The 15,690-nt window shown below is 32.8% G+C and carries 13 protein-coding genes; 9 read left to right on the forward strand and 4 right to left on the reverse strand.

Going from position 1 to position 15,690, the window contains the following annotated elements; all coding sequences use genetic code 11:
* Nucleotides 1-2: 2 nt before the first annotated feature.
* The 3 genes from OCV48_RS05995 (at nt 3) to holA (ending at nt 4,420) form a co-directional block, all read left to right on the forward strand.
* Nucleotides 3-938, forward strand: a complete 936-nt coding sequence (locus tag OCV48_RS05995; protein WP_147591405.1) for a GerMN domain-containing protein — start codon at nt 3-5, stop codon at nt 936-938.
* Between the two features lie 63 nt (nt 939-1,001).
* Nucleotides 1,002-3,392, forward strand: coding sequence for a DNA internalization-related competence protein ComEC/Rec2 (locus OCV48_RS06000; RefSeq protein ID WP_262559226.1), 2,391 nt, complete (start codon nt 1,002-1,004; stop codon nt 3,390-3,392).
* A gap of 50 nt (nt 3,393-3,442) precedes the next feature.
* Nucleotides 3,443-4,420, forward strand: a complete 978-nt coding sequence (gene holA / locus OCV48_RS06005; protein ID WP_147591407.1) for a DNA polymerase III subunit delta — start codon at nt 3,443-3,445, stop codon at nt 4,418-4,420.
* Between the two features lie 182 nt (nt 4,421-4,602).
* On the opposite strand, the gene rpsT is transcribed toward holA, so the two are convergent.
* On the reverse strand, nt 4,603-4,866 hold the full coding sequence (rpsT, locus tag OCV48_RS06010; RefSeq protein ID WP_021983709.1) for a 30S ribosomal protein S20: 264 nt from the start codon (nt 4,864-4,866) through the stop codon (nt 4,603-4,605).
* A gap of 317 nt (nt 4,867-5,183) precedes the next feature.
* On the opposite strand from rpsT, the gene gpr reads away from it, so the two are divergent.
* On the forward strand, nt 5,184-6,140 hold the full coding sequence (gene gpr / locus OCV48_RS06015; protein WP_021983708.1) for a GPR endopeptidase: 957 nt from the start codon (nt 5,184-5,186) through the stop codon (nt 6,138-6,140).
* Between the two features lie 121 nt (nt 6,141-6,261).
* Complete coding sequence (locus OCV48_RS06020) at nt 6,262-7,641, forward strand: stage II sporulation protein P (protein WP_021983707.1); 1,380 nt, start codon at nt 6,262-6,264, stop codon at nt 7,639-7,641.
* 138 nt (nt 7,642-7,779) lie between these two features.
* Here the strand turns inward: OCV48_RS06020 and OCV48_RS06025 are convergent, their stop codons facing one another.
* From OCV48_RS06025 to nrdD, 3 genes are read right to left on the reverse strand one after another with little or no spacing between them, the layout of a single operon-like run.
* Complete coding sequence (locus OCV48_RS06025; RefSeq protein WP_021983706.1) at nt 7,780-8,214, reverse strand: dUTP diphosphatase; 435 nt, start codon at nt 8,212-8,214, stop codon at nt 7,780-7,782.
* A 49-nt stretch (nt 8,215-8,263) separates the two neighbouring features.
* Nucleotides 8,264-8,800, reverse strand: a complete 537-nt coding sequence (gene nrdG, locus OCV48_RS06030; RefSeq protein ID WP_147591409.1) for an anaerobic ribonucleoside-triphosphate reductase activating protein — start codon at nt 8,798-8,800, stop codon at nt 8,264-8,266.
* 55 nt (nt 8,801-8,855) lie between these two features.
* Nucleotides 8,856-10,982: an anaerobic ribonucleoside-triphosphate reductase gene (nrdD, locus tag OCV48_RS06035; protein ID WP_147591410.1), complete on the reverse strand. Its 2,127-nt coding sequence runs from the start codon at nt 10,980-10,982 to the stop codon at nt 8,856-8,858.
* Nucleotides 10,983-11,410: 428 nt separating this feature from the next.
* Here nrdD and OCV48_RS06040 point away from each other — a divergent pair, with 428 nt between their 5' ends.
* The 4 genes from OCV48_RS06040 to hrcA all read left to right on the forward strand — a co-directional run bounded on the left by OCV48_RS06040 (nt 11,411) and on the right by hrcA (nt 15,676).
* Nucleotides 11,411-11,965 (forward strand): ECF transporter S component, encoded by a 555-nt coding sequence (locus OCV48_RS06040; RefSeq protein WP_021983703.1) that lies wholly within the window; start codon nt 11,411-11,413, stop codon nt 11,963-11,965.
* A gap of 126 nt (nt 11,966-12,091) precedes the next feature.
* The gene (locus OCV48_RS06045) at nt 12,092-13,171 is read left to right on the forward strand and encodes a pyridoxal-phosphate-dependent aminotransferase family protein (RefSeq protein WP_021983702.1); all 1,080 of its coding nucleotides are present in this window, start codon (nt 12,092-12,094) and stop codon (nt 13,169-13,171) included.
* 297 nt (nt 13,172-13,468) lie between these two features.
* Nucleotides 13,469-14,449 carry a DHH family phosphoesterase gene (locus OCV48_RS06050; RefSeq protein ID WP_021983701.1) on the forward strand — a complete coding sequence of 327 codons (981 nt, stop codon included), beginning with the start codon at nt 13,469-13,471 and terminating at the stop codon, nt 14,447-14,449.
* Between the two features lie 168 nt (nt 14,450-14,617).
* Complete coding sequence (gene hrcA, locus OCV48_RS06055) at nt 14,618-15,676, forward strand: heat-inducible transcriptional repressor HrcA (protein ID WP_021983700.1); 1,059 nt, start codon at nt 14,618-14,620, stop codon at nt 15,674-15,676.
* Nucleotides 15,677-15,690 lie beyond the last annotated feature (14 nt).

The raw sequence follows: 15,690 nt of genomic DNA on the forward strand, positions 1-15,690 counted from the left end.
ATATGAAACACAGATTAAAATTAAAAAGAGTAGTTCTCTTAGAATTGATACTAATTATGATTATCTGTATGTTTTCGGGCTGTTCAAAGAGCAGTAAACTCAAAAAAAACGGAGAAATATATCTGTATTATACTAATAAAGACAGAACAAAGTTGATTTCTAAGACCTATAATCCAGAAGGTGATGATACAATAGCACAGATAGAGGAAGTCTTAAATCAGATGAATACGTCGGCGAAAAAGAAGAACTGCATTACAGCGAAGCCTGAAAGCGTAGAGATATCAGGATATACATTATATGATAAGACAGTTAATATTGATTTTAGTTCATCATATTACGAGATGAGCAAGGTTACAGAATTATTATGTCGTTCAGCCATTGTACTTAGTATTACACAGATAAAAGGTGTTGATTATGTAATATTTACGGTAAATAGCCAGCCACTTGTACTAGATGGCAATAATGAAATAGGAAGTATGAAAGCTGAGGATTTTGTGGCAGGAGAAGAATCAAATATTAATTCGTTTCAGAATCTTAATATTGTAGTATATTATGCAGATAAAGATGGAAAAAATCTTGTGCCTGAGGAATATTCAGGTGTATATGATGCAAATACTTCAGTTGAGAAGCTGATACTTGATAAGCTTATTAGCGGACCAGAATTAAGCCAATATCAGAGAACGATACCATCTAATGTTAAGTTACTTAGTGTTATGACAAAAGATGGAATATGTTATGTGAATTTTGATGATTCATTTATGACGGAGAGTACAGATGTGTCACCGGAATTAGAGATTTATTCAATAGTCAATTCTCTATGTGAATTAAGCTATATTAATAAAGTTCAGATAAGTATTAATGGTGAAACAAATGTTAAATTTAAAGATTCAATATCGTTAGAATATACATTTACAAGGAATTTAGATATTGTAAAATAGAGGTGAGATAAGATAAAACGGCCACTTGTTATAATGGCCGCAGCCTTGATAATTGGAGAATCAGTGGGAAGATTAACAGAAGCTAAAATGGGGTTAATAATTATTGCAGAAATATGTATTATAGCCACCGGTTTACTGGTGGCTTTTGTAATTAACAGAATTAACAGACATTTCCTTAGGAGAAAAGTACGTTTAATCGTATTATACATGGGTATAGTATGCCTTATAGTTAATATGGGTTTTGCTAAATATAGGAATTATAATGATAAGCTGCATAGCCTGGAAAATGGATTAAGAGCACATGAAAGAGTGAGAGTATGTGGAAAGATTACTAAGTCAGAGGAAAAGAGTACTGGAATCTATTATTATCTTGAAAATGCATATGTGTCAGGGAAGAATAATCAAATTAGTAATGTTAATATAATATTATATGTTAAAGATGAGAAAATAGAAGGCATTACAGGAGAGATGATAGATACATATGCTAAGTATGACAGTTACAAATTAGCAAGGAATAAAGGAGGTTTTAATGAAAGAAAATATTATTATGAATTAGGTATTGCAGGGAGATTTATTAAGGAAAATGATGATGAAACATTTATAATTTCTAAAAGAGATATAGTAAGCACAGGATTATACAGATTAAAATGTCATTGCATAGATATACTTGATAAGATTACTTCTGCAAAATATTCGGGTATATATAAGGGAATATTGTTAGGTGATAAGTCAGATATAGAAAGCGATACGAGGTCACTATATAAGATGGCAGGAATATCACATCTGTTAGCAATTTCAGGCTTACATATATCGCTTATAGGTTATTTTGTATACAGGACTTTAAGAAAGATAATGGGTTTATATCCGTCAGGAATATTCACATTTACTATAATATTGTGTTATGGAAATATGATAGGTGAAAATATATCTGCTAAAAGAGCAATAATAATGTTTGGAGTAAGTCTGCTTGCCAAATTGATTGGAAGAACCTATGATATATTATCTGCTCTTACGCTGGCATTTATAATAATAATATATACTAATCCGTTAGCGATATTTAATTCAGGTATGTTATTGTCATTTGGTGCAATTCTAGGAATTATATTACTTCACACACCTTTAATGAGATTTATTAAAATAAATAATAAGCTTATATCATCATTTCTGGCAAGTGAGATGATTAATACTATTATAAGACCGATATCAGCATATTTTTATTATGAGATATCAATGTATTCATCAGTTATTAATATAATTATAATTCCATTTATGGGTATAATCGTAGTATGTGGAATATTGGGAATAATAATCGGTAGTGTAAGTGTACATCTTGGAAGTTTCGTCATATGGATTGGATGCAGAGTTCTTCAATTCTATGATTTTGTATGCAGGTTATTCTTGAAAATGCCATATGCAACGAGAATAGTCGGAATACCGGGGAATCTAAGGCTTGTGATATATTTTGGACTATTAATTATAGCTGTAATAATATTACATATTTATTTAAATAGAAATGATGAAATTTATAATAATGATAATGAATGTAATATTGTAAATTGTGGCGAAATTGACACATTTAAGGTCAGAAATATAAAGAGAATATCAGTATGTATGGTGCTTATACTTCTTAATGTTATCCTGTTATCTAACAATGTTAAAGGTGTCAGAATTAATATGCTTGATGTAGGTCAGGGAGACAGCATTTGTATTAATAATGCCGGAAATACTTTGTTAGTTGATGCAGGCAGCAGCAGTGAGAAAGATATTACTAAATATACAATTCTTCCGTTTCTTAAGGCGAGCGGAATTGAGTGTGTGGATTATCTTATTATGACACATTCAGATATGGACCATATAAATGGAATGAATGATTTAATGGAATACAAATATAATGGCAGAAATTATGTGAAAAACATTATTGTTCCAAAGATTAACGAAACGGTAGTTGATAAAAATTATAGAAATATTATTTCCAAGGCTGAGAAAGAGAAAATAAATGTAATATATCTTGGTAAAGGAGATATTATTCAAATGAAAGGTTTACAGATAAGATGTCTGTGGCCTGAAGATGATAGAAAGCTTGATAAAAATGATTTATCTTTAACATTTTATCTTTCGGTATCTGAATCAGATTTTCGGATGTTATTTACCGGAGATTTAGGCATGGAGGGTGAGAAGATGCTTATTAAATCAGGAATATCAGATAAGGTAAACGTTTTAAAAACCGGGCATCATGGCTCTAATAATTCATCATCAGCAGAGTTTCTAAAGGTATTGTTACCAGAGGTAAGTATCATTTCCTGTGGTGTTAATAACAGATATGGACACCCGGGACAAGACGCATTAAAGAGGCTTAAAAATATAGCTTCTGATATATACGTGACTAAAGATACAGGTGAGATAGATATTCACGTAAATGAAAGAGGTTTTAAGGTTGAAACTTTTCTGCATTAACATTATAATCTTAAATATGGATAAATCTTAAATCGGAGGAAGATTCTTAAATGAAGAATATAATCAAAGATATAGAAAAGGGTGAGATTAAAAGGGCATATCTTATATATGGCGAAGAGAAGTATTTAGTCAGAAATATCAAGGATAAACTTATAAAGGCCATCGTAAATGACGGAGATAATATGAATTTCTCGAAGTTCTCAGGAAAAGATTGTAATGAAAAGCAGATAATTGATCTGGCAGAGACACTTCCATTCTTAGCACAGTATAGAGTCATACTTATGGAAGATACAGGGTGGTTTAAGTCTGCAAATGAAGATATGGCTAATTATATTGCTGAAATTCCTGAAGATACGGTATTAGTATTTATAGAAAATGAGGTTGATAAGCGTAATCGTCTATATAAACAGGTTAAAAGTAATGGATATGTATGTGAATGTGGCAGAATGAATAAATCTGACCTTAGTAAATGGATACTGGTAAGATTAAAGAAAGAAAATAAGAATATTGCCAGAGACAATATGGATTATCTGTTAGATAAGCTTGGAGACGATATGGATAATATCACAAGTGAATTAGATAAACTACTTAGTTATACACTTAATAAAGATGTAATTACAAGAGAAGATATTGATAAGGTATGCATAAGTGAAATCAGTGGTAAAATATTCGAGATGGTCGATGCGATTGGTAATAAGAAGCAGAAAAAGGCACTTGATTTATACTATGATTTGATAGCTGTTAGAGAAGCTCCGATGAAGATTCTGTATATGTTGGCCAGACAGTTTAATATAATGTTACAGGTTAAGGAAATGCTAAATAACAGAGAAGCGGCAGCAGTGATAGCTAAAAATATGGGTATGCAGAATTTTGTGGTTAATAAGGCGATAGGACAGTGCAGGAATTTCACTTTACCTGTTATTAAAGATGCAGTTAATTATTGTCTTGAATTAGAAGAAGCAGTAAAACTTGGAAATATGAATGATAAAATGGCAGTTGAATTAATTATTGTTAAATATAGTGCTTAATTATGTTTAAAAACTAAAGACCGGTACGATAAATTTTGACTTTGATTTATCATACCGGTCTTTTAACATTAGAGTTATAGGAAAAAACGTGTTAGTGTCTAATCTCTATAAATATAGAACAAAAACTGCCATACCGCAAATAGCAGTATAGCAGTTCTGAATTCATATATTATAAGTACTAATTAAGAAAGTTTGTTAACAGCTGTTGCTAAACGAGAAACTTTTCTTGAAGCATTGTTCTTATGGTAAACACCTTTTGTACAAGCTTTATCGATTTCAACTGTAGCAGCGTTTAATGCAGCTAAAGCAGCTTCTTTATCATTAGCATCGATAGCAGAGTAAACTTTCTTTACAGAAGTTTTAACCTTTGATCTGATAGCCTTGTTTCTTGCTGTTTTTGTTTCAGTAACTAAAATTCTTTTTTTTGCAGATTTAATATTAGCCAATCTGTCCACCTCCAAAATATATTCTGTTATTAGTATTTTGACTCTTTGAGAGAGAGTTAGGAGTCAATATCTATGCTTTACATCTTATAAGACGCGGACGTGTCAAATGTAAACATACTAATATAGTGTAAAGTATAACTATATTTTTGTCAATAAGTATTTTGGTATATTTTAACGTATTTTTACAAAGAATAATTAAAAGTAAGTTAAATGCGTAGCAGGCGTTAAAATGTAGTTTTTATCACATGGCGGAATATGGATTTTGCCTGTAAAATTTAGCATTTTTAACGTGATAAGCCTGCAGAATGGAGAGTAAATTGGCAGAATTCAAGATTAGAACAGACCTTGCCGTAGAATTAAAAGACGGAGTAAAGTGTAATAGGGATATTGAGGGAATAAGCATAGATGAAGAATATTTAGAAAATGGAAGTGTTAAAGTTACAAAGGTAGTAGTGGAAGATGAAAATGGAGCAAGATATATAGGAAAGCCAATGGGTAATTATATAACACTTGAAGCAAGGGAATTAGGAGAGGCGGACGATTCTTATCACAGAAATATTTCTAAATTACTTGCTAAATATTTAAAAGAAATACTACCCTGCAGGAATGGAGGAAAGGTATTAGTGGTTGGATTAGGCAACAGGGAGGCTACACCTGATTCATTAGGACCAAGGGTAGTAGACAATATTTTCATTACAAGAAAGATGAATGAACTATATGCACCAAGAGAAAAAATAGAAAAATGTGCAAGATTTGAAGTGAGTGGAATTGCACCGGGTGTTATGGCACAGACTGGTATGGAATCGGCTGAAATAATCAAGGGTATTGTTAAAGAGATTAAGCCTGATGTGATAATAGCCATAGATTCGCTTGCGGCACGAAGTACAAGCAGATTAAATACTACGATACAGATTTCTGATGCAGGAATAAATCCCGGTTCAGGCGTAGGCAATCACAGGAGGGGACTTACAAGAGAAACGGTGGGCGTTCCGGTAATCGCTATAGGCATACCAACTGTAGTTGATGCTGCCACGATTGTTAACGATACAATGGAAAATCTTATGGAAATATTTGAAATGTCTGATAAACTCGTAAGCCTTGCAAAGACACTTAAGAATTTCTCTAATGAAGAAAAATACCAGCTTATCAAAGAAGTATTAGAGCCGGCTACCAGAGTAATGTATGTTACACCTAAGGATGTAGATGAAACAATCAAATATATTAGTTATACAATATCGGAGGGATTGAATATTATATGGAGTGAGAACATATAATGATTAGAGGACAAAGGTGTATTTCTAAATAATGAAAGCCATAGGGATATGTGCAGTTATCAGCATAATATGGTTATTATTGTATTTCAAAATAATAAAAGTGGTAAGAGGCAAGAGGGGAATGAAGGGTAGGAAAAGTTATGTACTAACCATAATTATATATGGGTTAATTATATATATTATATTTAATTTCATTAATATGGGGACGAAGAATATATTTTCTGATAGTATGCTTGAAAATATCGTGAAGAAATTTGCGAAAGAAAGCATATTGTCAGTGGGTTACATAACAAAAACGGATAAGGATATACTGAATGAGAGCAATAAGGAGTTGACATTTTTATCTAAAATCATAAATGTATCAGCATATGATTATGCAAATGAGAAAATAGCAGTAAATACAGCGGAAAGCTTAGATATACGATGCTTCAGTTTAGAAAATACCAGAGAAGAAAGCAGTATTGATAATGAAAATGATATAAATAATGATACTATTGACGTTAATAATGGCAGAAATAACAGCAATAATAATGGAAATAATAGTGGTAATGATAGTAATAATAAAAATAATGGTAAAAGTAATAACGGAAATGATAACAATGAAAATATAAATGGAAATGGTGATAGAAAGGAGGAGGGCACAGGCAAAATAACGGATTCAAATGGAACAGATGCTAATAAATCTGATAATAGTGTTGAAACAGCAGGACAGGAATTTAAGAAGTTACAGGATATTAAGACAGAGGACTTGACTTACGATTATCTTATGAGTAAATTTTATACCGTTGTTTCAAGTACGACATTATATCCAGAGGATATAGATGCTAATAAATTAATGGCGATGGATATGAAGATGCAGACAGCTAGTAATATGCCTCAGATATTGATTTATCATACACATGGACAGGAGGCATTTGCAGACAGTGTAAGTGGAGATGTAAACACTACGATAATAGGTGTTGGGGATTATCTTACGAAATTACTGACGGAAACATATGGTTATAATGTTATACATCTTAAAGATTCCTTTGATTATGTAAATGGTGTGCTTGACAGACATAAAGCATATGATTATGCATATGAAAGAGTTGCACAGGTACTAGCAGAGAATCCTAGTATAGAAGTTGTAATAGATTTACATAGGGATGGTGTGAATGATAATCTGCATCTGGTTACGGAGGTCAATGGTAAGCAGACCGCTAAAATTATGTTCTTCAATGGAATAAGCAGACTCAACAGTATTGGTGAAATAGGATATCTGTATAATCCGTATCGTGAACAGAATCTTGCTTTTAGTTTACAGATGAAAGTTTTAGCTGAAGAGTATTTCTCAGGGTTTACTAGGAAAAATTATATACAGGCATACCAGTATAATCTGCATTTAAGACCTAAATCAATGCTTATAGAGGCAGGGGCACAGACTAATACGGTCCAGGAGGAGTTAAATGCAATGGAACCCTTAGCGAAGTTATTGGATTTGGAATTAAAAGGTGAGAGATAAAAACAGTTCATATACAATCTTATGAATAAGAAAATCATTGTATATGAACTGTAATATTTTGGCTTTTTAAATTACAATTTTGGATCAATTGATTATATTTTAAGGCTTTGATTAGGTGTTTTATTTTGAACTATTATTCTAATTTTTACCAGTGCTTCCGATACCACCACGGTCAACATTTTCTAATCTTTCAACTTCTTCAAATACTATCTGTGGCTGGTGTTTCTCAATTCTGAACTGACATATTCTGTCGTTTGGCTCAATTACTGTATCTCTGAGTGCGATAGCAGGAAAATAGAACCAATCATTAGGACCACAATAAGATTCATCTACGATACCCATTGAATTAGCCTGAATAATTCCAAAATTCTTAAATGTACTGCTGCGTGGAAGAATATGAGCTTCGTATCCGTCAGGCAGCTGCATTGCAACTCCGAGATGGATAAGCTTAAATTCACCTGCTTTTAATTCAACACGTTCTGCACAACGTAAATCTATCCAGTCAGATTTACCGTCTATATATTCAAGCTTCTTGATATCATTGTTTAAGTATTGTATTTTTATCTTTTCCATAAGGGACCTCGTTTCCTATATAATTTCAAATTAATATTATAGCATTTTATTAATATTTGTTTTCAGGTGGTGTCCAGAGGACGATTTCGCCTTTTTGTAAAGATTCCTGTACCATAATGGTTCTCTGGTTAGATGAACCTTTGAATACAAGACTTACACTTTTAAGTTCTTCTATAAATTTACCGTCTACCATAACATCAAATCTGGCAAGTAATTCCTTAGTTTCTGGAACCTTGTCATACATTTTGCCTAGAATATCATCATCAAATCTAAAACCTGTGAAACACCAGATGGATTTGTCAGGATAAGTATCCTTAACACGTTTAACCAATGGAAGAAGTGCTTTCTGGTTAACTGGCTCCATTGGTTCGCCGCCAAGGAGTGTTAAGCCTGCGATATGAGGACTGTTAAGATATTCTATAATTGTATCAATTGTTTCATCAGTAAATGGTTTGCCGTAATTAAAATCCCATGCTTCTTCATTAAAGCAGCCTTTACAATGATGATTACAGCCACTTACGAATAAAGAGATTCGTATTCCTGGACCATTTGCAACATCATATTGTTTTATATCTGCATAATTCATAATATATTTAACCTTTCTAAAGCTTAAGAATCAGATATCTTATATTTTAGATATATCAGATATGAAGAACTCTTGCATTAATTTCCTTAGTCTTACCGACATTCCAGAAATTTTCACCAAGATATCCACATGTACGTCTTGTAACATTCATTTTAGAATGGTCTTTGTTGTGACATTGTGGACATTCCCATTCTAAATCATCATTAATTATAATTTCGCCATCAAAACCGCATACGTGACAGTAGTCAGATTTGGTATTAAATTCAGCATATTGTATATTATCGTAGATAAATTTAACGATTTCTTCTAATGCCTGCAGGTTGTTGCGCATATTTGGTATCTCAACGTAAGAAATAGCACCGCCTGAAGAAATCTTCTGGAACTGGCTTTCAAATTTGAATTTAGAGAATGCATCGATTTTCTCGCGGACATCAACGTGATAAGAGTTAGTATAGTAACCTTTATCAGTAACATCTGGAATGTCACCGAATTTCTGTTTATCAATTCTTGCAAATCTATAGCAGAGACTTTCAGCAGGAGTTCCGTATAGACCAAAGCCAATACCTGTATTTTCTTTCCAGGTGTCTGTAGCTGCACGAAGCCTGTTCATTACTTTAAGTGCGAATTCAAGTCCTTTTGGATCAGTATGTGACACACCTGTCATTAACTTAGTTACCTCATATAAACCGATGTAGCCAAGAGAAATAGTAGAATATCCATCATGTAATAATTTATCGATAGGTTCGTCTTTATTAAGTCTTGCAATAGCACCATATTGCCAGTGAATTGGGCTTACATTAGATAGAGTACCCTCTAATGCATGGTGTCTGCACATCAATGCTTCAAAGCACAGAGATAATCTTTCTTCCATTAATTGCCAGAAAACTTCTTCGTCACCATTTGCAATTATACCTATCTGAGGAAGATTAAGACTTACAACACCCTGATTAAATCTTCCATCCCATTTATAATTGCCATTTTCATCTTTCCATGGACTTAAGAAGCTTCGGCAGCCCATACAACTGAATACATTGCCTTCATAATTTTCACGCATTTTCTTAGCTGAAATGTAGTCAGGATAGAGTCGCCTAGAAGAACATTTTACAGCTAATTTGGTTATATAATCATATTTACCGCCTTTAAGACAGTTATGTTCGTCTAGTACATAGATTAGTTTAGGAAATGCAGGAGTAACATATACTCCTTTTTCATTTTTTATTCCCTCAAGGCGCTGCTTTAAAATCTCTTCTATAATCATTGCATTTTCCTCGATATATTCATCATCTTTATCAAGGTTAAGGAACAGAGTAACGAATGGTGACTGGCCGTTAGTAGTCATCAATGTGTTAATCTGGTACTGTATAGTCTGCACACCTGAACGTAATTCATCATATAATCTGTCGTTAATGAACTGCTCCATAAGTTCAGGAGATATCTTACCGGCATATTTAGATTCATAATGTTTCTTATATTTTTCACGACTTTTGCGCAAATATTTACCTAAATGTCTTATATCAACGGATTGTCCACCATACTGGCTTGAAGCAACAGCAGAGATAATCTGTGTCATAACAGTACAGGCAACCTGAAAGCTCTTTGGACTCTCGATTAATTTAGCATTCATAACTGTACCATTATCAAGCATATCTCCTATATTAATAAGGCAGCAGTTAAAGATTGATTGAAGAAAATAATCAGCATCATGGAAATGTAACACACCATCTTCATGAGCCTTTACAATCTTCTCAGGAAGAAGTACACGTTTAGTCAGGTCTTTAGAAACTTCACCGGCAATCAAATCTCTTTGTGTAGAGGCAATGATTGCATTTTTGTTAGAATTTTCTTCCATAACATCTTTATTACTATTCTTAATAAGGCTTAGAATTGATTCATCGGTTGTATTAGCCTTACGAACCATTTCTCTTGTATAACGGTAAATAATATATGTTTTAGCAAGAACGAATTTCTTCTCCTGCATAAGTTTCTGTTCAATGATATCCTGGATATCTTCGACCTGCATCTCTGCCAAACCACGATTTTCGATAGAAGCAACTATGTTATAAATCTTCTCTTCTGAAATCTGCTCATATGGTTCAACTTCGTCATTTGCTTTCTGAATAGCAATAACAATTTTGTTGCGGTCATAATCGACATGTCTGCCGTCGCGCTTAATTACCTTCATTTTTTTCCTCCTTGCAATATGTCTGTAAAATTTTCTTTTCATTGTATGAAAATATATGTTTTATATAGTTATATTTTCGGAATTATTAATAAATATATACGAAAATATAATGTGGTAATTATTAAAAAATATTGAATTTTCGCCCGATGCGATGAAACGTATTAATTATAGCATTACTAAAATAATTTGTCTATAACAAAACACTAAATATAGATTAACATAAAAATGTAGATACAAGATATTGTATATAAAATGTAAACCATAAGAATAACGTAATATAGGGAAAAATGCGTATAATAGTTATAAGTGGTATGGTTAAAAAGATAAAAACTGGCTATTTAAAAAAAGACATTTTATGATATTCTTTAAAAAATAATACATATAACTAAGTTACGGAATAACTAAGTTAAGGATTGGAGAGAAAATATATGGAAAATATTGCTAAAAATGAAAAAAGTGCTGCAACAACATCAGAGAAGATAAGAGAACTGGCTATTGATGCGGTATTTATCGCACTTACTTATGTATTTACTGCATTTATTAATATTAAGCTTCCAATAGCAGCTAATGGTGGGCTTATTCACCTTGGAAATATTCCACTCTTTATCGCAGCTATTGTATTTGGATGGAAAACAGGTATGATTGCAGGTGGAATTGGTATGGGACTCTTTGATATGATATCAGGCTTCTGGGCTACATGGGCTCCATTTACACTTGTTATCGTAGGCTTAATGGGATTTGCAGTTGGTAAGATTACTGAGAAACGTAATTCATACGTCGTAAATCTTATTGCAATTATTGTGGCAGCAGTTATCAAGGTTGCTGGATATTACATCGCAGAGGGTGTTATATATGGAAACTGGGTTGCACCTGTAAGTTCAATTCCTGGAAACCTTGTTCAGGTGGGTGTGGCAGCAATTATTGTACTTCCTATATCTGTAAGACTTAAAAAAGCAGCAGCTAAAATATTTGCTACAAAATAGGAAAAATAATAAACTGACAAAGCATAAATTATGATAGTAGCGAAAATGATAGTAGAAAAAATATTATCTATAGTGCATCAACAATGATAAAAATAACGAGCGGCAGGCTTAGAAAAGAGGAATTCTATGTATAAGATTATGACTCCCGGACCAACACAGGTTGCCGGAAATGTAAGAATGGCAAGAATGAAAGAATGTACCAACCCTGATTTGGATACATCATTTTGTGAATTTTATAAAGAAACATGTGAACTTATAAGTGAACTTCTTGGAACTAAGAATGAAACATTAATCCTCGGTGGAGAGGGAATCTTAGGATTAGAGGCAGCATGTGCAAGCCTTACAGAACCGGGCGATAAGGTATTAGTTATCGACAATGGTCTGTATGGAAATGGTTTTAAAGATTTTGTTACAATGTATGGCGGAGTACCTACAATGTACACAGTTGATTATAAAAACACAATTAATATAGAAGATTTAGAAAAATTCTTAGAGAAAAATCATGATTTCAAATATGCCACAGTAGTACATTGTGATACACCAAGTGGTATGTTAAATGACATTTCAAGAATTTGTCCTCTATTAAAGAAATACGGAATAATGACAGTAGTAGATTCGGTATCAGCAATGTTTGGTGAATATGTAAATGTTGATGAATTCCAGATTGATTTACTGTGTGGAGGCTCCCAGAAAGCAGTATCAGCACCTCCGGGACTTACATTTGTGGTAATAAGTGATGATGCTAAAAAGGCAATGCATAACAGAAAGACACCGATTGCAGCATTTTATGCTAATCTTACAATATTTGACGGATATTATGAAAAGAAATGGTTTCCTTATACAATGCCAATAAGTGATATATATGGATTAAGAGTAGCATTTGATAATATCAAGAATGATAGAGATATTTTAAAGAGACACGCACAGGTAGCTGATAAGGTAAGAACAACACTTAAGGAAGCTGGCTTTACATTTTATCAGAATTCAGGCTTCTCTAATACTGTAACAGTATTTAATGTGCCTGAGGGAATGACAGCAGATTATATATTAGAAGAAATGAAGAAAAGATATGGTATTATGCTTGCAGGTTCGTTTGGCGAATTCGAGGGAAAAGTAATAAGAATCGGACATATGGGTGAAAATGCTTATATGGATAAAGTAGATGAAGTACTTAAGGGAATTATGGAGATTTGTGGAAAACAGTAAGTAAATAGATGATTTAAAGCCGAGTTATTCAATAATTCGGCTTTTATTTACTTATCAGGAAATTTCGTTGAAATTGTCCTGTTAAGTAAATAACGCTCCGCGAGGATCGCATTGCGGCGGAGCGGAAAATGTTGCTATCGTAATCCGCCGCAGGCGGAGAATGTCGCAAGCGACATTCTTTATTATTGAAAATGTTCTGAAAGCTGGTAGACTTATTGAAAGATAAGTAATAATATAGGGTTTGGATAAGTAATTAATGTGAAAAAGAAAAAAATGACATAGAAATGAGGAAGAAATATGGCTTGGAATGATTTAGTAGAGTTATTAAAGGGGCATAAGACTTATTTACAGACACATAATTTCCCGGATCCTGATGCGATAGCGAGTGCATTTGGTATGCAGCAGTTCCTAAAGAAACATGATATTGAGACAACCTTATGCTATTGTGGAGCAATTGACAAGATATCGACAAAGAAGATGCTTACGGAATTCGGAATTGATATTAAGGAATATAATCAGATTACTGATATGCAGGAAGAGGATTATATAGTAACAATTGATGGACAGAAATATAATTCGAATTTCAATGATTTACCGGGTGATGAGGTAGCATGTATAGACCATCATCCAACCTTTATAGAATGTACTTATAGATATAAAGATATAAGAATAGCTGGTTCATGTGCAACATTAGTAACTGAATATTATGTAGAAAGTGGAACCCCAATGGACAGAAATGTTGCATCAGCGTTAATGTATGGGCTTAGAATGGATACAGCTTCACTTACAAGAGGTGTAACAGAATTAGATATAGAAATGTTTGGATATTTATATAAATATGCTGATAATGACAAGATAACCAAATTCTACATTAATAATATGGAAATGTCTGATTTAAAAGCATATGGTGCTGCAATTGAGAATATAAGTGTTATTAACGGAATTGGTTTTGCTTATATTCCATTTGATTGTAATGATGGGCTTATAGCCATGATTTCAGATTTCATCTTATCTCTAAATGAGGTGAATGTCTGTATAGTATATGCCGATAGAAATGGCGGATATAAGTTATCAGTACGAAGCGTTGATGAAAAGATACATTCGGGAAAGCTTACTGCAGAAGCATTGAAAGGAATCGGCGACGGCGGCGGACATTCATTTATGGCTGGCGGAGTTATATATAGTGACATAGATGAATATATGAAAGATAATATAGAAGCAGAAGTTCAAAAGAGATTTTTAAATGCAGTAAATAAAGGTTGTGAGAACGTAAGGTAAACGAAAAATAGTAAAAAATAATAAATATAAAAATTTTTTAAAATTAGTGTTGACAAATGAAAACTCAAGTGATATCTTATGGATATGAAGTAATTAGCACTCTAATCAAGTGAGTGCTAACAACAAACATCATAACACATGAAACGCATCATGAAAGGAACGGTGTACATGGAACTTGATGAAAGAAAACTAAAGATACTTAATGCAGTTATCAAAAGTTATCTTAATACCGGAGAGCCGGTTGGTTCAAGAACAATATCTAAAGAGACAGATTTGAATCTGAGTTCAGCAACTATTAGAAATGAAATGGCAGACTTAGAGGAGATGGGTTACATTGTCCAGCCACATACATCTTCGGGAAGAATTCCAACTGATGCAGGATATCGACTATATGTTGATAAACTTATGGAAGATAAGACAAATGAATTAGACATTAAAGAAAAAAATCTTAACGATATGAAAGATTTTCTTGATGAAAAAGTCGAAAAGGTTGAAGAATTACTACAGAATACGGCAAAACTTTTAGCTATGAATACTAATTATGCAACGATGATTACTACACCGGTTGCAAGAAATTCAAGAAAGTTAAAGTTTGTACAGTTGTCTTTAATTGAAGAAGATAAATTGTTGTGTGTAGTTGTAACTGAAGGTAACATAATTAAGAATAGGATTATTACTCTCAAGGAAAGCTTAGATAGTGAAACAATATTAAAACTTAATATTTTGTTTAACAGTAGTCTTAACGGATTGGCACTTGAAGAGATGAATATTGGTTTGATTTCTAAGATGACGGGAAGTGCACCGGAACATATGGAATTAGTAAGAGATATAATAGAGGCAATCGGTTTGGCTCTTGCTAATGAAGATGATCTCAAGATATATACAAGTGGTGCAACGAACATTTTTAAATATCCTGAACTTAGCGAAAGCAGTACAGCAAGTGAGATAATAAGTACATTTGAAGAAAAACAACTGCTCACAAGTCTTATAGATAAAGATGATAAGACAGATGATAAGAAAGAAATTCAGGTATACATTGGAAATGAGACTCCGGTACAGACTATGAAAGATTGTAGTGTAGTAACCGCAACTTACGAAATAGAAGATGGAGTCAGAGGAACAATCGGTATTATCGGTCCGAAGAGAATGGATTATGAAAAAGTAGTCGAAACTCTTAAGACTGTTAAAACACAATTAGATGAGAAATTTAAAAAGCAAAATGAATAGGAAAGGTGGTATAT

Origin of the sequence: Bovifimicola ammoniilytica, from assembly GCF_025567085.1 — a bacterium.
In the GTDB taxonomy this organism is placed as follows: Bacteria; Bacillota; Clostridia; order Lachnospirales; family Lachnospiraceae; genus Bovifimicola; species Bovifimicola ammoniilytica.

What these genes read in the sequence shown, in the direction of transcription:
- holA (WP_147591407.1), top strand. Translation starts at nt 3,443, where the DNA reads ATGAAGAATATAATCAAAGATATAGAAAAGGGTGAGATTAAAAGGGCA.
- OCV48_RS06050 (WP_021983701.1), top strand. Translation starts at nt 13,469, where the DNA reads ATGGCTTGGAATGATTTAGTAGAGTTATTAAAGGGGCATAAGACTTAT.
- nrdG (WP_147591409.1), bottom strand. Translation starts at nt 8,800, where the DNA reads ATGAATTATGCAGATATAAAACAATATGATGTTGCAAATGGTCCAGGA.
- hrcA (WP_021983700.1), top strand. Translation starts at nt 14,618, where the DNA reads ATGGAACTTGATGAAAGAAAACTAAAGATACTTAATGCAGTTATCAAA.
- nrdD (WP_147591410.1), bottom strand. Translation starts at nt 10,982, where the DNA reads ATGAAGGTAATTAAGCGCGACGGCAGACATGTCGATTATGACCGCAAC.
- OCV48_RS05995 (WP_147591405.1), top strand. Translation starts at nt 3, where the DNA reads ATGAAACACAGATTAAAATTAAAAAGAGTAGTTCTCTTAGAATTGATA.
- OCV48_RS06025 (WP_021983706.1), bottom strand. Translation starts at nt 8,214, where the DNA reads ATGGAAAAGATAAAAATACAATACTTAAACAATGATATCAAGAAGCTT.
- OCV48_RS06040 (WP_021983703.1), top strand. Translation starts at nt 11,411, where the DNA reads ATGGAAAATATTGCTAAAAATGAAAAAAGTGCTGCAACAACATCAGAG.
- OCV48_RS06020 (WP_021983707.1), top strand. Translation starts at nt 6,262, where the DNA reads ATGAAGGGTAGGAAAAGTTATGTACTAACCATAATTATATATGGGTTA.
- OCV48_RS06045 (WP_021983702.1), top strand. Translation starts at nt 12,092, where the DNA reads ATGTATAAGATTATGACTCCCGGACCAACACAGGTTGCCGGAAATGTA.